Origin of the sequence: Teredinibacter turnerae T7901, assembly GCF_000023025.1 — a bacterium.
GTDB classification, from domain to species: Bacteria; Pseudomonadota; Gammaproteobacteria; order Pseudomonadales; family Cellvibrionaceae; genus Teredinibacter; species Teredinibacter turnerae_B.
Map to the genome: position 1 here is coordinate 2,851,295 of NC_012997.1, position 17,637 is coordinate 2,868,931.

Below are 17,637 nucleotides of genomic sequence, written 5' to 3' on the forward strand. Positions count from 1 at the left end.
CCCTGCCCCGCCTTTTAACTTCGCAATTTTCATTGGCAAGTTAATAGTTAACAGGACAGTGGTGATTTCTACTTAGGGTTTTTAATAAATAGGTTTTGTCTAAAATTTATATTATGGAGATTTATTATGAAACATTTCATTGGGGTTTTCGGATTGGCTTTATCGATGCTGATTCAGTTTGCTCATTCTGGAACGTGTCAAAGCCATGGTTATAATTCTGACGGATTGCCCGAGGGGCCCAGCTACGTATTGTTTAACAATCCAACTGAGTTCGGTGTGAAATCTTCAATAGATCGATATGGAGAAGATGTTTGGTGGTTTTCATCGGAAGACGGGTTTCTAACAAATGATCACTATAATGTAGTGGAATTACCATTCGTATGGTCAAAACATGATGTCACCTTTAACAGTGCAAATAGCAGGGGAGATTCATGGGTTGTCATAACGGAAGCGCATTACGGCGGTGGGGGCACTCCATCTGAGGCAGTTTCGTTATGTAAAGACGTCGTCGTACAACTCGCGCCATTTATTTCAACTACGCAAGCAAGTAGAGATACTTGGAAGGCAACAGTTACCTATTCAGTGGATGGCTATTATTCGAAGAATGCGAGAGAAGGGAATCCTTATAAGTTAATCATCAATAGCGCTAATCTTAGTTATCATGCTGAATACAATCTCTATGAGGCTTCGGGGACTAAAGTGGTTTCAGTGCCTCTTGTCGGACCAAGTTTTAACGGAGTGCTTAATGCTACTATATCAGATGGTTTTTATACAGCAGAAGCATTAATTTCCTACCCTTCTACCGGAGGAAGTGGTTGCCGTAGACCTCCTTGTAGTATTGAGCCTTAGAATATCTTTTAGCAAATTAACAAGGGGGAGAAGATATCGTAGCGGCCAAATGACACCGGGTACATCGTTAAGAGAACATATTATCAAGTATAAAGGTGTCCGGTGTCAGTTGACCACTAAAGTGCGTGCATTATCAGCTTAGCTTCCACTTAATCTAGGGAACCTCTGAATTTTACGCAAATTCTAGCGATTTAATTCATTTTGCAGTATCTTTTCCAATAAGAAAAAAATCGCAGCATATCCTCGGTTATTTACCCTAAATTCAGGCCAAAACCTGAATTTAGGGCGCACTGACCCTCAGGGCAGCAAATACCGTTTGCACATAACAAGGTTTGCGAAACCCGCCAACAAATATAAACGCTCTGTATTTTTCACCAATCCGCGATAGCGGGTTTTACTGTAACCAAACTGCTGTTTAATAATGCGAAACGGATGTTCCACTTTCGCGCGTACACTCGCCTTGATTTTTTTAAGCTGAGCCGCTGCGCCGCTTAAGGTCTTTCGTTTTCCAGGGCGGCAGCCAACAAACCAGTCTATATCCAGGTCTTGTGCCTCGTCCCGTTTTTCAATCCCGAGGTAACCCGCATCACCCCACATACGATTTTCGTTACCATGCAGTAATTGTCTGCCAAAATTCATTTCGTGAACATTGGCAGGGGTGGTAGCCATACAATGGATTACACCAAACGCATCGTCTACGCCAATGCGCATTTTCATTCCAAAATGCCATTCATTCCCCTTTTTGGTTTGGTGCATCTCGGGATCGCGCTGGCAGGATTTGTTTTTTTGTCGAAGTCGGTGCGCTGATAATAGTGGCATCAACAATAGTGCCTTCCTTAAAGGAAAGGCCTTGTTTGGCAAGGTGTTTGTTTATTTTGGAAAACAGCTTCTTCCCGAGGTTATGTCTTTCGAGCAAGTGACGGAAATTTAAAATCGTTGTTTCGTCCGGAACAGTATCAATACTGATTCCGGCAAAGCGTCTCATGGATTCAACTTCGTACAGGGTGTCCTCCATCGCAGAGTCGCTGAGATTATAAAACAGTTGCATGCAGTGAATGCGAAGCATGCTTGAAAGCGGGAACGGTTTGCGACCCCGCAGTGATTTTGATTAGTAGCGGGCTATCGGCCTTTCGAGCTCATTCCAGGGGAGGAGTTTACCCATCTCAAGAAGGAATTTTTCCCTAGAGGTTTGTTTGCGTTTTGCCTGGCCTTCGGCATCTGAAAAGCTTAACTGGGACATAATGTTTGCTACGACTTGAGATGAGCCGTGTTATCGCAAATATTCAGTATTTTCAGCTCTTCCCTAGGACTGTTACGCCAAGTGCGCGCATGGTTGGTTTAATTTCGAAGTCAAACTCTGCCTTTGATCGAGCAAGCAGAGCAAACGAGTTTTCGTTGTAATGGCCTAACGTCATGTAAATCAACCCGAACCGATAATCGACGAGTAGCCGACACTCTACGTGCATCTGGTCGCCGAAGGTGTACTCTAGAAATTGACCTTTCGTACGTACACCTCTACGCAACTGATTGTTGGGTAGCTGGCCATATAATCGAGCGGCATGACTGATAGCAGGAGCACTGACAGAACATTCGTTGGAGTCGACATCGTCCTTTTAAGGTAAATAGCCGTTTTCGTTTTGATGAATGGACCTCGACATGAAACTGGCGCTACTCAGCGGAAAATTATGTGGGGAGGGCCGCAGATTTGCGGGGACGTTGGCATTAATCGAAATTCTCATCTCTCTTCGTAAATTCTTGAGGAGACTGTAAGTCTGGGGCTTACCTTCTAAGCAATCGTCATAGAAGATGGGAACAGTCCTTTCTTGATATCTAGAATCTCGGAATCGTAATAATCCGCAGTAATTCGTAAGGCCGCATTGATTAAAAAACCTTCTTCTTTCAGTCGTAAATTTGCCGCGTTGCGAACTTGAATTTGATTCAGGCACTCCATCAAATGGCATAGCTATCTCCTTTTTAAAGCGTGTAAATTATACTTACGGAAAGCGGATGCTCTACTTCCTGTCTAACATTATTCTTAAAAAGAAAATTCCCACTTTCCCTTTTTATATATATCTCGATTTTCTTCCCTATAGCACGCCAATATTGGCTTGCATATTTTAGGCAAGCGCTCCCAACTCTTATAGGGTGGAAGTTTTCCGCCTAACTGATTTAACGCGGAAAATTTCCAGCTTATAGGTTTACAAAAACCAGCAACAATTGGCACACACGAAAGCAAAGCCCGTTTGCGACGGATGCAGCGCTAACAGCGATGGATTTGATTGCTTTCGAGGTTTGTTGGTATAGTGGGGAAATTTGAGTAAGAGGTGGGGATTTAACTATTACCCAAGTGTTGCACTCGGGCTTTTGATGGTGAATCTGTTGCGCTAAAGAGGTACCGGCTAGCATACCTGCCAAAAGAGTTTGCCTGCCCCCTTGTTCGTATGTGACGTTCACCCGGTAGCATCCTTTACCTCACAATTTGTCCGAGTCTAAGAGCAGTTTGCGATATTTGTCAAACGTTAAAACTGCGCTTTTGGTTTTGGTCCGCTGAGAAGCGCTCAGCCAACTATTCGTCATTTACACGCTTTTAGCCCAAAAACTAGCTTTTATTTGGACTTAAGTTGCAGGCACATAAAGCCCGCTACATAAGCAGGCTTTTCGTTTTGGTGGAGCCTAGCGGGATCGACGCTGCCCGGAACGCCCTGCCGTGTCAACACCGCCAGTGTTGCGCTCTCCCTGCTGAGCGGCTCGCAAGCTCTCAGGTGATGACAATCGGGCGTACTGAGCTGTTTGTCGTTAAATTTCAGACACAAAAAAGCCCGCTACATAAGCGGGCTTTTCGTTTTGGTGGAGCCTAGCGGGATCGAACCGCTGACCTCAACACTGCCAGTGTTGCGCTCTCCCAGCTGAGCTAAGGCCCCGTAATACTTCGCTTTTTTCAGCAATCACACCCTGTGGGTTGTGTGCTTGGCGACAAGGCTGCGCATTCTATCAAGGTTTTATATTGTGTCAACAGGAATATTCACTTTTTAGCCCGCTACTTTGGCGTGGAGGGCTGGATGTGGTTTTAGCATACTTTCTCTCAATCGAGGTGGTCTGGCGCCTTGCACGGCGCACCACTATTTGAACGACTTTACACGCACACAGGGATGTTGGGAGATTTGTATGCTGATTGAACATATTGTATTTACAGAGCGCGCAGAAAACGCATTGGTTCGCTTGGCGATGGTTGTTGAATTACACGATCACAAGCGTTTTCGCGTATTTCAGGGGTTGCGCGAAAAGCTGCGGCTGATCAAGTTTGCGATGGCCAGCCGCCAGCCGAAGGTTCGTCAGCAACTTGAGCTGTTCCGCGAGCAACTGAACAAAGAGCAGAAGCGTGCGTTGTTGGAGATTAATCTGGATTTGTGGGCGATGCAGCCTATTCCAGGCGTCGGTGACATCAGCACGTTTGAAAAGGCGGTTCAGGAGCGTTTAGCCAGGCAGAAAAAGGTGTATCGCGGCGCGAAAGTCGCCTGAAAAGCACGGGATACAGCCGAGGGATGAGTCGGCTGGAATCCAGGCAGGCCAGGGATAGCCTCCTCGTTTTAAATAGGGCTTTGTACTTGTGTGCAAAGCCCTAAATTGGCGCCCGCCCCTACTCTACTTTAGGTTCGGCACTCAACTCCGCATATTCCTTCTCGTAGCGCTTCAGCACTTTTTTACCCGCACCCCCAAGCACCTCCACGGCCTCACGCAAACGCGCGCGGCTCATATCCGGCCCAAGAAGTACCATCGCATCCATGACCGAGAAGCTCGCTGTAGAGCCAGAAACGGCGATAAACACCGGCGCGAGGAAATCCTTCATTTTTATACTCAGGCCATCCGCGAGGGATTTAAGCGCGACGAAGATGGTGTCTCGCTCCCAGGCGCGCAGTGCTTCCATTCGCCACAACGCAAACTGAAGTACCTTTTTCTGAGTCTCCAGATCGAGCTTGTTGGGGCTGAAACTGTCCTCACTCAACGGCAACTGGCCACTCGCTAAAAAGCTCACCAGCGGTGCAAAATCGCTCAGGGTTTCCATACGTTGTTTAACGTGCGGAATAACCGCCAGCAGATTTTCTTCATTCAGCAGCCATTGAGTCAGGCGCTCTGCCAGTTGGGCGTCGTCGTGATCTTCGCGAATCCACAGGCCGTTGAGCCATTTGAGCTTAGCCACATCGAAAATTGGCCCGCCGAGGGAAACACGGGAGATATCGAATTGCTCCAGCATATCGTTCAGGCTGAACTTTTCGCGTTCATCAGGCATGGACCAGCCCATACGGCCCAGGTAATTCAACAGAGCTTCAGCTAAAAAGCCCATGCGCTTGTAATACAAAATACTGGTTGGGTTTTTACGCTTGCTCAGCTTGGTTTTATCCGGGTTGCGCAATAGCGGCAAGTGGCAAAGCACGGGCATATCCCAGCCAAAGTATTCATATAAAAGCTGATGCTTGGGGGCGGAGTTAATCCACTCTTCGCCGCGAATAACGTGGGTAATGCCCATCAGGTGATCGTCCACCACGTTGGCCAGGTGATAGGTGGGCATACCGTCGGACTTTAGCAATATCTGAGCGTCAACTAGGCTCCAGTCCAGGTCCATGGTGCCGCGCAGCATATCGTTCACGGCGCAGGTGCCCGCTTCTTCTGGAACAACCATACGCACAACATAGGGCATACCCTGTGCTTCGCGCGCGTGTTGCTCTTCTTCGCTCAGTCGCAAATCCGATGGTTTGAGTGCACTATGGATACCCGCTTCTTTGCGTTCTGCACGCAGCGTTTCCAGCTCTTCCGTGGTTCGGTAGCACTTAAACGCGAGCCCCTTTGCCAACAGCTCATCGACATACTGCCCGTAAATATCCTTGCGCTCACTCTGGCGGTAAGGGCCAAATTCGCCACCGACATCGGGGCCTTCATCCCAATCCAAACCAAGCCAGCGCAAAGAATCCAGAATTGCCTGCTCAGACTCCGGCGTGGAGCGCGTCTGGTCAGTATCTTCAATTCGCAACACAAACTTGCCGTTGTGCTTGCGCGCAAAACATAGGTTGAACAGTGCAATGTAGGCCGTACCTACGTGCGGGTCGCCGGTGGGTGACGGTGCAATTCGGGTTCTTACAGTCATACGACTCTCTAATGGCTGATAAAAAAGGGGAGCAATTATACTCCCCAGACGAAATCAGGGTAAATCGCTGAAAAAGTACGCGCGTTCATTAATCCGGGTAGCCGTAACACCTCTCATAAACAGCACTTTCAGCAGTGAGCCAGACAATCGTTTAACAAGCTGTCGACGAGTGCTCAATTTCGGTGCCCTTTTTGGTAGAATGCGATTTCGTCTTCCACGACCCATCTTCGCCTCACGGATGTATTCGGATCGAGCTATGAATAACGACTTTATTAATCTTCTGCTTACTCGCCGTTCGGTAACTGCCGCCGAAATGACTGAGCCCGGGCCCAGCGACGAGCAGCTGGAAACCCTATTGCGTTGCGCGCACCGCGTACCGGACCACAAGAAGCTTGGCCCCTGGCGTTTTATCGTGTTTCGCGGTGATGCCCGCGCGAGCTACGGTGAGCAACTGGCCAAGGTGTTTGCCAAACGCAACCCCGACGCCAGTTCAAAGCTGCTGGAGTTTGAGCGCAACCGCTTTACGCGAGCGCCATTGGTTATCGCGGTCGTGTGCTCGCCGGTCGTGAACGAGAAAGTACCTGAGCAGGAACAGGTGCTAACTGCCGGCGCTGTGTGTCAGAACATGCTTTTAGCCGCAACCGCCATGGGCTTTGCTTCCCAGTGGTTGACCGAGTGGTACGCCTACGATAAAAAATTCAACAAGAAGCTGGGGCTCACCAAAGCCGAGTCTATCGCGGGTTATATGTATATCGGCACCGCCAAGAACGCGCCAACGGAACGCCCCCGCCCAGACCTGGATTCCCGCATTCGCTACTTAAAAGAAGCCGAATAACGGGCAAAAAAAAGCGGTGACTCCAAGGAGCACCGCGATCGAAGAAGTAAAATTCGGGGAGTTAAGGAAGTAAAACACATTGCTTACGGTAACTTGGAGCCACTCCCCCAGATTAAGTTCCAGGAATATTAAAAATATTTATCCTGACTGGTGCGGTAAAGGTATCACCATTTCTGCTGTTTCCGGCGCTGCTTTGCCAGAAAACACGCCACTCGAAACAACACCATCAAAAATAAACTGCACCGCCAGCGCTGTTAACAGTACGCCGAACACACGGGTAATCACGTGCATACCGGTAACCCCGAGGATGCGCTGAATCTGCGCCGCAGCCAGCAACATCACGAGTGTAAGCAACAGTATCGCCGCTAGCGCCAACAGCACTGCACCCTGCTGCCACGGATGCCCCTCTGCATTTGCCATCAACAGTATGGACGCCCCCATCGAACCCGGCCCTGCAATAAGCGGTGTGGCCAGCGGGAATACGGAAATATCCTCCCGGGTAATCGCTTCTTCTTCTTCGTCGGCCGTGGTGGAGGTACCGCCGGATGTGCGGGCGAACACCATGTCGATACCAATCAGCAACAACAAAATACCACCACCAGCGCGCAGAGCAGCGAGCGAAATCCCCAGCTGCGACAGCAGCCATTCACCAGACAGCGCGAATAACAATAAGATGCTGATAGAAATAAGGATTCCCTTCACTGCCATTTTGCGCGCCTCGCGCGGCTTGTAGCGGGCAGTCAGGGCTGCAAAAACAGCAGCAACATCCAACGGCCCGATGGTGGCGAAGAAGGTCATAAATGCGACGATAAAATATTCCATTGAAACAAAATCTTTAAAGTTTGGAAGTGGATTGTTTAAGTAACAGCCCCAAGACTAGCAGGCCAAGCCCAACGATGGTGAGCCAACCAACAGGTTCGCCCAACACGGTATGAATAAAAAATAGTGATAAAAACGGGGATATAAAAATCAAGCCAGCAACCGAACTCGCCCGCTTGGCATGTTTAAGCGCCAAAAGCCAAAAAAGAAACGCAATACCCATTTCAAACACGCCGACATAAGCCGCCGACAGAAGCGCGCGGCTCTCTGCGACCCAGTGACCATCAAAAATCCACCAGGCGGCGCCGGTCAGCGGTAATGCCAGCAGGAAATTCTGCAGCAGCCCCTGTACTGGTTCGCGGGAGTCCCGCGCGTTCAACAGCCAATAGCCGGCCCACAGGAGCGTACTTAATAGCGCGAGGCCGACGCCGAAGAGCGGAACATCTAGCCCCGCCTGCCAGCCCGCGACCGAAATGACCACCACACCGGCGTAGCCCAGGAGTATTCCGAGCAGATCCCGCCACACCAGACGTTGGCGCAATACCACCAGCGCGCCGAGGCTGAGGGTTATCGCCCAGGTATAGTTGATCGGCTGCGCCACTTGGGCTGGCAGCAGTTCATAGGCCTGAAACAGGATTAAGTAGTAAATCGCGGGGTTAATGGCAGCGCTGGCGCACGCGGTTGGCCAGGAGCGCCACTGGGTAAGCGCGGGTATTAGCTTTTGTTGGGCAGCGAGAACTGCGGCCAGCACAAAAACCGAGACCAAATTAGCTGAGAGTAACAACTGGAAACGGCTCTGCTGATCGAGCGCCAGCTTGAAAGCTGTTGCAACAGTCGACCAACAGAGTACTGCCAAGAGTGCATAAACCAGCGATTTTTTGTCGCTGGGGATCATCGCGTTAACATCTTTCCCGAATCACCACGCCTATTGGCGGCGGGTTCTACAATTTCAAAGCCGCTATATTAGCAGGTTCTTTGAAGGATTAACGTGTAGCGCGCAGCATCCAGGCGGTTTTCTCGTGTATGCGCATGCGATCTGAAACCAGAGATGCGGTAGATTCGTCAGCCGATTCCTGGGCAACAGCCAGAGTTTCACGGCAAGTTTTAACAACCTGCTCATGGCCGCGCGTCAGAATATCGACCATATCGCCTGCTGTAGGCACGCCTTCCACTTCATCGATTGACGACAACTCCGCGAACGTTTTGTATGTGCCTGGTGCGGCAACGTCCAGGGTGCGAATGCGCTCAGCGATATCATCAACAGCTACCGCAAGCTCGGTGTAATGCTCTTCAAACATTAAATGTAACTCGCGGAACTGCGGGCCAGTCACATTCCAGTGGAAGTTGTGGGTCTGAAGGTAAAGCGTGTAAGAATCCGCGAGCAGCTTCTTCAAGCCTTCAGCAATTTGTTCGCGGTTTTCGGTGGAAATACCAATATCAATCTGACTCATAACCAAGACTCCTTCAACAATTAGGAAAACTCCGGGGGATAGGCAAATACTACCACTACAGGAATTTTTATATAATTAATCTATCATTGGTGCGCTAATAGCTTGTATCAATTGAACTTCAAATACATTGAACTGGGTCAATGGCGCCTGCAACTGCGTGACAATTCCGCTGCTAGGTTGCTGGACGTTCAACCATACGCACCAAATCAGGTCGCTACAGTGATATCGACACGCATTGCATCAATCCGTTCAGCCCGACGGTTAAATCTTTCTAGGCGGTCGATCTACGGAAGTAGTCACGCGCCTTACTACTCCTACTGACTTACTCCTACTGACTTGCTACCACTACCGACTATAGTAGAGAATGCGCGGCCCACTGTTTCCCGTTGTTTACAAAATTCTGTGACGATTGCACCCACACACAACTACCCGAGCTTTCGCTTTTCCATCGCCCCCATGATGGAGTGGTCAGACCGTCATTGCCGCTATTTCTGGCGTCTGCTAACAAAGAACGCACTGCTGTACACTGAAATGGTAACCACCGGCGCACTGCTGAATAACAGTGATGTCGAGCGTTTTCTAAAATTTAACAGCGAAGAACACCCGCTGGCCCTGCAATTAGGCGGCAGCAACCCGGATGAGCTGGCACGTTGCGCTGCTATGGCCCAGCAGTGGGGTTACGACGAAGTCAACCTGAACTGCGGCTGCCCAAGCGACCGCGTACAAGAGGGCAAGATCGGCGCAGTTTTAATGACGGAGCCGGAACTGGTGGCACAGTGCGTAAGTGCGATGCAGGCAGAGTGCGATATACCGGTAACCGTTAAACACCGAATTGGTGTTGACGATCAGGACGAATACAACGATTTGCAACGTTTTGTTAAAGTGGTTTCTGAAGCTGGCTGCAAACGATTTATTGTTCATGCCCGCAAAGCATGGCTAAAGGGCTTGAGCCCGAAAGAGAATCGCGACATCCCCCCGCTAAATTATGAACGGGTTGTGCAGCTGAAACAGGAACATACTGCGCTGGATATCGTCATAAACGGTGGCATCACCACACTAAGTCAATGTTCCGCTCTTCTGAGCCAGTTAGACGGGGTGATGATTGGTCGCGAGGCCTACCATAACCCCTATCTGCTTGCCGGTGTAGACGCTGAGCTCTATGGTTCAGACAACATACCACCGGTAACACGCGATGCAGCACTTGAACAGTTCGTGGTCTATTGTCGCGAACAGATTGCCGCAGGACAAAAATTGCATCATATGTCGCGGCACATTCTCGGACTATACGCCGGCGAGTACGGCGCGCGCACCTTCCGGCGTTATATAACCGAGCGCGCCAACCAGCCAGGGGCAAGTGCCGATGTACTGCTCGATGCGCGCGACGCCATGGAGCGAAACGACAGGTTCAACCAGGTTTAATCTGAATCGAGGTATGCAATCGGCCTGTCATGGCACCCAAACTATAATCTCGGGGAATGCTGAGCAATTAAACGCACACGCGCAGCATTCCGCACCAGCCACAGCGTGTGCTTTTTGAACTAGCAATCAAGCTAATAGTCAGAATGACTAAATATCGCAGATTTTCAGGTTGTTTCGCTACCGCGCAACACGGATAATGTGCGCCTCACAAATCTCATGTGTTATGGGGAGAATCATGACCAACAAACTTGAGCAATTGAAGCAATATTCAGACGTTGTAGCCGATACCGGTGACATTGAAGCCATCGCCCGCTACAAGCCTCTGGACGCCACCACCAACCCATCACTGCTCTACAAAGCAGCTCAGATGGAACAGTATGCGCCACTGGTACAAGACGCCCTGTCTAGCACAGATTCAATCGAAGCTGCTTGCGACAAAATCGCAGTCGCTATTGGTTGTGAGATTTTGAAAATCGTTCCCGGCCGCGTTTCTACCGAAGTTGATGCCCGTCTGTCTTTCAACACCAATGCGAGCATTGAAAAAGCCAAGCATTTGATTGGCTTGTACGAAGAAGCCGGTATCAGCAAAGAGCGCGTTTTAATCAAGTTGGCTTCCACCTGGGAAGGCATCCGCGCTGCAGAAGTACTTGAGAAAGAAGGCATCAACTGTAACCTGACACTGTTGTTCAGCTTCAGTCAGGCTGCAGCCTGTGCCGACGCTGGTGCATTCCTGATCTCTCCTTTCGTGGGCCGTATTCTGGATTGGTACAAAGCCAATACCGACCAAAAAGAATACGCACCAATGGAAGATCCAGGTGTGGTTTCAGTAACCCGCATTTACAACTACTACAAGCAACACGGCTACAACACCGTGGTTATGGGCGCGAGCTTCCGCAACACCGGTGAACTTGAAGCACTAGCCGGTTGTGACCGTTTGACCATCAGCCCGCAACTGCTGGGCGAACTGGAAGCAGACACTGGCGAGCTGAAGCGTGTTCTTACACCAGAAAACAGCGGCGAAGCGATTGCCAAGCTGATCGAAGATGAAGCGGCCTTCCGTTTCTCCAACAACGAAGACGCTATGGCAACAGAGAAACTGTCTCAGGGCATTCGCGGCTTTGTTGCTGACCAGGTCAACCTGGAAAACTTCCTGAAGTCGAAAGCGTAATCTAAGAAGTCTGTTTCGGGGAGCTTTAGAATGTTAAGTGCCATCAAGGACTTTTTCCGCAGTGAGCTGCAAAGCTCCCCACACGAAACCAACGAGCAGCGGCGCAATCTTGCGTGCGCTGCTCTTCTACTCGAAGTCGCCATTGTCGACCAAAAACTCGATAGATCAGAGTTAAACACTTTAAAACGTGTGCTCACCCAGAGTTTCAACCTGTCCAACGAGCAATGCGAAAAGCTTATTACGCTCGCCGAGTCACAGCAGGCCGACGCTACGTCCACCTACCAGTTTACCCAACTGGTTAATGAATTCTGTACTGACGAAGAAAAGTACCTGCTTATTCGCGGGATGTGGTCTATCGCCTACGCCGATGGCTCGCTCGACAAATACGAGGAATACATCATTCGCAAGGTCGCTGAGCTTATTTACGTGAGCCATAGCCAGTTTATTAGAGCCAAACTCGAGGTTCGCCCCGACTAAATCCGCGCCAATGTGCTATACCTTAGAGAGTAAACACTTTCTGAGAAAGCCCTCTGGTGACCACTGAAATAAAGGACTTGACCCCCGTCGACCCACGCTACGCGTTCCAACTGGATGAACGCAGCGGACGCCTGTTTGGTATTGTAAACCCCCACTCTGTTCAAACCCCAGATGATGACGTAATCGGTTCGCCACAGCTGTTAACCCCTCCTACCCTGCACGGTCTAAAAACGCACTTGCGCGAATTGGGCTACGACACGTTTTTCTTTCCCACCAACAGCTTGCAGCAGTTTTTACGCAAGCTACAGCAAGCGGACCAGGGCAAATATGTGCTGGGCGAAAAACGTGATGCGAAGCTGAAGATCACCGTGGCCCACGACAAACTTACGGCGCGCGCACAAATGGAGCCCGCCTGGGGCGGATCGCCACTTACCCGCGAGATGATTGCCGCCGAACTCCGGCGAGCGCATGTGGCAGAGGAGACACTCAACGCCGAAAAAATCGATGCACTCTGTTCCGCCGCAGGTGCCGCAGATCTGATTATCGCTAACGCCATTCCGCCAATAAACGGCACCAACGCGAAGCTGGAGCCTTTAGTAAACACGCAAATCGCCGTAGAGCATGATGCGGACGCGGAAGAAGCCATTGATCAGCATGAAGTTTATGAGTTTCACTCAGTAAAAGCCGGGGTCGCCATTATGCGCAAAATCCCGGCAACACCCGGCACCCCGGGCATGGACGTCACCGGCAAAGTGGTTAAACCCAAAGCCGGAACAGATATTCGATTTGCAAAGCCCTTCAAAGGGGTAGAAGTAGCCCCTGCCGACGAAAACCTGTTACTGGCGGCGATCGACGGCCACCCGGTGTTTACTCGCCAGGGCGCACGAGTGGAACCGGTAATGAGCGTGAAGGCGGTGGACATCCACACCGGAAATATCGACTACGACGGCTCACTGGTTGTGCACAAGAACATTGAGGCCGGCTACCACGTGCGGGTTTCTGGCGATGTTCTGGTTAAAGGCGCGGTCTTTCGGGCGCGAGTGCAGTCAGGCGGCAATATAGATATTCGTGGCGGAGTGACCGGCGATGATCTCTCAGAGGACCATAATTGTGTACTTCAGGCGGAAGGCGATATCACTGCAAAATTCTTTCAACACGTGCGAATTGCCAGCCGCAGTGATGTGCACGTTCTTGAATACTTAATGCAGTGTGACGTAACTGCCGAAGGGTCGATCAATGCAGGCACCAGTCGTGGCCGGGGCTGCATAATCGGTGGACACTGCCTGGCGAACGTTGGTGTTAACGCCAAAGTACTCGGCAGCGAAGCCTACGTTCCGACATTGGTACAACTCGGATGCGACACCGACGCGAACCGCCTGCTCACAGCACTAACACAGCAACTGGAGAAACGCACCGGGGAGCAAACCCAGCTGCAGCAGATCCTCGACAAAATACGTTGCACAGGTAAGCCGACCAGCATCGGCCAGACCACACTGGATAAAGCCCGCAAGATCGAGCAGACGCTTTTGCTACTGGCCAATAAAATTGAAGAGTTGAGCGAGCAAATAGAGAAACTCAAGCCGCACGCTAAACTTACGGACAACCTGACTGTTCGCGTAACCGCGAAGCTCTATCCCAACGTTACTGTCAAAATTAACAATTTGACCTGGACCAGCGAAAAAACCCAGCAACGCGTACAAGTAGGTCAGGAAAACGGCAGCATTATCTGTGGTCCATTAAAGAATTAGGAACACCTATGAATGTCAGCGACATTATGAGCAAAACCGTGCACACGGTTTCGCCCGAAGAGACGCTCGCAGAACTTCGCAATATTTTTGCTGAGGTACATTACCACCACCTGCTCGTGGAGCAAGACGATTTGCTCGTCGGTATTGTTTCTGACCGGGATGTACTGGCACACCTGAGCCCGTTCGCAGGAACCGAGCAGGAAAGAGCATGCGATCGCAATCTGCTGGAACTGACGGTGCGGGATATTATGTCGGACAGCATCATCACCATCGACCCGGACACCTTGATCGACTGCGCTTCAATACTGTTATTGGAGAACCATATTTCCTGCCTTCCGGTGGTGGACGAGAGTAACAGAATTGTCGGCATACTCAGTTGGAAAGATATTCTGCAATACCACGTTTATGGCATCGACAACACACTGGATTGCTGACTCGGCAGCCTTCAGCAACAGCAGCCAACGCCGTTTAATGCGCGCCCGCATTCATTGAGTTGTTATGTCAGTATTTTCAAAAATTCGCGCAGTGTTCAATGACCGCAAAGGCGCGTTGCTCGAGGTAAATAGCCCGCAAAGTTTGCCCCCCGCAGACATCCAGCAGGCATTTTACGGCTACCTGTTTCCACGCAGCACCGAAATGCCCCTGAGTGTGCCGCAAAAGCTGGTGATCGAGCACTTAAAAAACAGCCTGCCCAAACGGGAATTTCGCGACAAAGTTGTTCCGCGCCTTCCCGCTGTTATTCCCAGGTTGCTGCGTAGCCTTCGCAACCCGAAAAGTTCAGCCAAAGAGTATGTAGAGATAATTAATAAAGACCCTGCGATGAGTGCTGCGGTGCTAAAACTCGCTAACAGCGTCTATTTCAATCCGATTGGCAAGCGTATTCACGATATCGACCGCGCCGTGGTAAAGCTCGGTATCAACGGTATTCGACTGGTACTCTCGGCAGCGGTAATGCAACCCATTATTCAGCGGGATGCCGCCTACTCTATGCAAACCGGGCAACGCTTGTGGTTCCATGCAATGGAGTGTGCTGTCACCTGCGCCAGCACCGCACAAGAACGTGGGCTGGAACCGTTTAAAGCGTATTTAGTCGGTCTGGTACACGATATTGGCAAAATCACACTGTTCAGCGAGCTCAGCAAACAATTTAAGCTGAACAGCGAGAACGTTATTCCCGAAAGCAATGCTTTCGTGCCCATTATGCAATTGCTCGCGCCCGCCACCAGCTACTGGATAGCGCGCGACTGGGAGCTGCCAGCGGAGTTGTGTAAAGCCATTGCCGAACAGGTATCGGTAAGCCCCGGAGACAAAATAAGCCCATACGGTGCGATACTGTTCGAAGCCAACCTGGCATGCGAAGCCTATGTTGCGATTCGCCCGAAAGATGCTGTACTTGCGCAGACGCTTCTCGCGGAGCTTCACATACCAACGAATATGTTTACCGAGTTGGACGAACTTTCCCGGGAAGTGTAAGAGGCAGGCGCAACCCACACCATTGGATGTAAACGCGAAACAATTCAACCGCAGAATAATGTAAAACAGGAAAACATAGGAACGACGCGGTAAAAAAATGGAGAGAAAAATGGGGAGAGCAATGGGAGTCATAAGCCCCGGCACTGGCGCACCGGGGTCAGGTGCCTTTACAGCGGGCAGCGAATGTGCTGCTCTACTTCGGCTTCGTAAAACGCGAAGAGTTTTTCGTGCAGATCTGCAGGCAATTCAGCCAAATCGCTGACTGAAACATTACTTTCCACTTGAGCCTTGGAACTTGCGCCAGGAATAATGGTGGTTACCGCATCGTGATCCAGAATCCAACGCATAGCAAACTGTGCGAAAGTCAGGCTCTCTGGCTTGAAGCCCTCGAGGGTATTAACCAGCTCAAGACCGCGACTAAATTCGATACCAGAGAAGGTCTCACCTACGCTAAACGCGTCGCCATCTTTGTTGTAGTTGCGGTGATCGGTCTCGTCAAATTGGGTATTTGCAGAGAATTTACCGCTCAACAAACCGCTGGCAAGCGGTAAGCGCACAATAATACCGACATCGCGCGCTTTCGCTGTATCGAATAATTTTTTCAACGGCTGCTGACGGAACAGGTTAAAAATAATTTGCAGAGACGCCAAATCATCCTGTTCGCAGCAAATCAATGCTTCCTCAATCGTTTCGACACTGGAACCAAAATGCGCAATGTGGCCTTCCTGCTGCACCTCGCGCAGAAAATCGAATATTTCTCCACGGCGCATGACTTCAGTCGGAATGCAGTGCAATTGCAGCAGATCCAGACAATCCCGGCCTAACCGGTCTTGCGCTCGCTTAACCGAATCGCGCAAATCCACCAGAGAATAACCATCCGGATAGGTACCTGGGCCACGACCATATTTAGTCGCAATTTTAATGTCACTTCCCGCGTTGGCGAGCGCCTTACCGAGATAGCTTTCGCTCTGACCCGCCCCATAAACGTCCGCTGTATCGAAAAAGGTAACACCCTCAGCGAGCGCGGTTTCGATAATTTCTTGCGCACGCGCTTCGGTCACTGGGCCAAAATCGCCGCCCAACTGCCAACATCCCAACCCTACTTCACTGACTTCGAGTTTCGAACTACCCAAAATGCGTTGTTTCATATCGATTACCTAACCTGTTGTTCGATGAAAAAATCGGCTTCGCACGCGGCTTGAGAAAGAATTGTTTGTTCTATACTCAAACTAAACAATTTGTTTAAACGCCACGCGAACAATTGAAGCCCGTGTTCAAGGTGCTGGGACTTTAACAAATCTACGGAAAATTCCCAGCAGCTAATATGCTTTTTTGTTATGAGGAGCCAGAGACCAAACAATGTCTATGCAAACCCATTTCCACGCTCTAACACAGCGCCTCGGGCTTTTACTCACTTGCGCCCTACTCACCCCGGCACTCAACGCAGAGCCCCTGCGTGTTAACCAAACCAACCACCCACTGGACGCCTACGCCGTAGGGGCCATTCGTGTTGCATTGCAACACATGCCGAAACGCTATCAACTGGAAGTCGGCACCAGTGACATTACTCAGGCTCGCGCGGTGGAATATCTGCAGACTGGCGAAATGGACCTGATGTGGCTCGCCACTGACAAAACGGCAGAGGAAACACTGCGCCCCATTCGCTTTCCGCTGCTGAAAGGCTTATTGGGCCACCGGGTGTTTATTATCAATCAAAATAATCAGTCCCGCTTTTCCGACATTCGCACCATCAACGATTTAAAAGAGCTACGATTTGGCCAGGGTGCAGGTTGGCCAGACGTGGAAATTTTGCGCTCGAATGGCTTTACAGTTATCACTACCAGTAAGTACGAAAATTTGTTTCACATGACCGAAGGCGGCCGTTTTGATGCCTTCCCTCGCGGCGTGCTCGAGCCCTGGGTAGAGCTGGCAAAACACAATTCTCTCGGTTTGAGCGTAGAGCGTAAAATAGTGCTGATCTACACCCTGCCGTTCTATTTGTTTGTCGATAAAAACAATACCGAGCTGGCCAACGACCTTCACGCAGCACTGGATGCAGCGCTTGCCGATGGCAGCTTCGATAACTACTTTTACAACTCCAAAATGGTTAACGACGCTCTCACTCGCTCCGGCCTGAAAGAACGCCTCGCGTTCCGCATTTCCAACCCGCTGCTAAGCAAAGAAACTCCGCTCGAGCGGAAAGACTATTGGCTCGACCTAAATGACCTCTAGCCTCAGGCGTCAGCCACACCAGTAAC

Annotated in this window: 15 protein-coding genes, 1 tRNA gene and 1 pseudogene; 10 read left to right on the forward strand and 7 right to left on the reverse strand. The window is 50.4% G+C overall.

What is annotated here, in order from left to right:
• Positions 1-126 precede the first annotated feature (126 nt).
• Positions 127-849, forward strand: coding sequence for a hypothetical protein (locus TERTU_RS21790; protein WP_015819356.1), 723 nt, complete (start codon positions 127-129; stop codon positions 847-849).
• Positions 850-1,146: 297 nt separating this feature from the next.
• Here TERTU_RS21790 and TERTU_RS11385 read toward each other — a convergent pair.
• Together TERTU_RS11385 and TERTU_RS11390 are read right to left on the reverse strand one after the other, a co-directional pair.
• Positions 1,147-2,089, reverse strand: a pseudogene (locus tag TERTU_RS11385) (IS5 family transposase).
• Between the two features lie 1,605 nt (positions 2,090-3,694).
• Positions 3,695-3,770: transfer RNA gene (locus TERTU_RS11390), tRNA-Ala, on the reverse strand.
• Positions 3,771-4,014: 244 nt separating this feature from the next.
• Here TERTU_RS11390 and TERTU_RS11395 point away from each other — a divergent pair.
• Positions 4,015-4,368 carry a hypothetical protein gene (locus TERTU_RS11395; RefSeq protein WP_015819473.1) on the forward strand — a complete coding sequence of 118 codons (354 nt, stop codon included), beginning with the start codon at positions 4,015-4,017 and terminating at the stop codon, positions 4,366-4,368.
• 118 nt (positions 4,369-4,486) lie between these two features.
• Here the strand turns inward: TERTU_RS11395 and gltX are convergent, their stop codons facing one another.
• Positions 4,487-5,989, reverse strand: a complete 1,503-nt coding sequence (gene gltX / locus TERTU_RS11400; protein WP_015820896.1) for a glutamate--tRNA ligase — start codon at positions 5,987-5,989, stop codon at positions 4,487-4,489.
• Between the two features lie 256 nt (positions 5,990-6,245).
• On the opposite strand from gltX, the gene TERTU_RS11405 reads away from it, so the two are divergent.
• Positions 6,246-6,824, forward strand: a complete 579-nt coding sequence (locus TERTU_RS11405; RefSeq protein WP_015820046.1) for a nitroreductase family protein — start codon at positions 6,246-6,248, stop codon at positions 6,822-6,824.
• A gap of 138 nt (positions 6,825-6,962) precedes the next feature.
• On the opposite strand, the gene TERTU_RS11410 is transcribed toward TERTU_RS11405, so the two are convergent.
• From TERTU_RS11410 to TERTU_RS11420, 3 genes are all read right to left on the reverse strand, one after another.
• Positions 6,963-7,646 (reverse strand): MarC family protein, encoded by a 684-nt coding sequence (locus TERTU_RS11410; protein WP_015817018.1) that lies wholly within the window; start codon positions 7,644-7,646, stop codon positions 6,963-6,965.
• Between the two features lie 13 nt (positions 7,647-7,659).
• Complete coding sequence (locus TERTU_RS11415; protein ID WP_015820298.1) at positions 7,660-8,538, reverse strand: DMT family transporter; 879 nt, start codon at positions 8,536-8,538, stop codon at positions 7,660-7,662.
• Between the two features lie 88 nt (positions 8,539-8,626).
• Complete coding sequence (locus TERTU_RS11420; protein WP_015818386.1) at positions 8,627-9,094, reverse strand: Dps family protein; 468 nt, start codon at positions 9,092-9,094, stop codon at positions 8,627-8,629.
• A gap of 402 nt (positions 9,095-9,496) precedes the next feature.
• Between TERTU_RS11420 and dusA the strand changes: the two genes are divergently transcribed.
• The 6 genes from dusA (at position 9,497) to TERTU_RS11450 (ending at position 15,379) form a co-directional block, all read left to right on the forward strand.
• The gene (gene dusA, locus TERTU_RS11425; RefSeq protein WP_012779327.1) at positions 9,497-10,513 is read left to right on the forward strand and encodes a tRNA dihydrouridine(20/20a) synthase DusA; all 1,017 of its coding nucleotides are present in this window, start codon (positions 9,497-9,499) and stop codon (positions 10,511-10,513) included.
• 235 nt (positions 10,514-10,748) lie between these two features.
• A complete protein-coding gene (gene tal, locus TERTU_RS11430; protein WP_015819309.1) occupies positions 10,749-11,681 on the forward strand; it encodes a transaldolase in 933 nt (310 codons plus the stop codon).
• 30 nt (positions 11,682-11,711) lie between these two features.
• On the forward strand, positions 11,712-12,158 hold the full coding sequence (locus TERTU_RS11435) for a tellurite resistance TerB family protein (RefSeq protein WP_015819763.1): 447 nt from the start codon (positions 11,712-11,714) through the stop codon (positions 12,156-12,158).
• Between the two features lie 56 nt (positions 12,159-12,214).
• Positions 12,215-13,906 carry a DUF342 domain-containing protein gene (locus TERTU_RS11440; RefSeq protein WP_015820048.1) on the forward strand — a complete coding sequence of 564 codons (1,692 nt, stop codon included), beginning with the start codon at positions 12,215-12,217 and terminating at the stop codon, positions 13,904-13,906.
• 8 nt (positions 13,907-13,914) lie between these two features.
• Positions 13,915-14,340, forward strand: coding sequence for a CBS domain-containing protein (locus TERTU_RS11445; protein WP_015820614.1), 426 nt, complete (start codon positions 13,915-13,917; stop codon positions 14,338-14,340).
• 64 nt (positions 14,341-14,404) lie between these two features.
• On the forward strand, positions 14,405-15,379 hold the full coding sequence (locus TERTU_RS11450; RefSeq protein ID WP_015817257.1) for an HDOD domain-containing protein: 975 nt from the start codon (positions 14,405-14,407) through the stop codon (positions 15,377-15,379).
• A gap of 167 nt (positions 15,380-15,546) precedes the next feature.
• Here TERTU_RS11450 and TERTU_RS11455 read toward each other — a convergent pair whose 3' ends face one another.
• On the reverse strand, positions 15,547-16,527 hold the full coding sequence (locus TERTU_RS11455) for an aldo/keto reductase (RefSeq protein WP_015817611.1): 981 nt from the start codon (positions 16,525-16,527) through the stop codon (positions 15,547-15,549).
• Between the two features lie 211 nt (positions 16,528-16,738).
• Between TERTU_RS11455 and TERTU_RS11465 the strand changes: the two genes are divergently transcribed.
• Positions 16,739-17,611 (forward strand): transporter substrate-binding domain-containing protein, encoded by an 873-nt coding sequence (locus TERTU_RS11465; RefSeq protein ID WP_015818685.1) that lies wholly within the window; start codon positions 16,739-16,741, stop codon positions 17,609-17,611.
• Positions 17,612-17,637 lie beyond the last annotated feature (26 nt).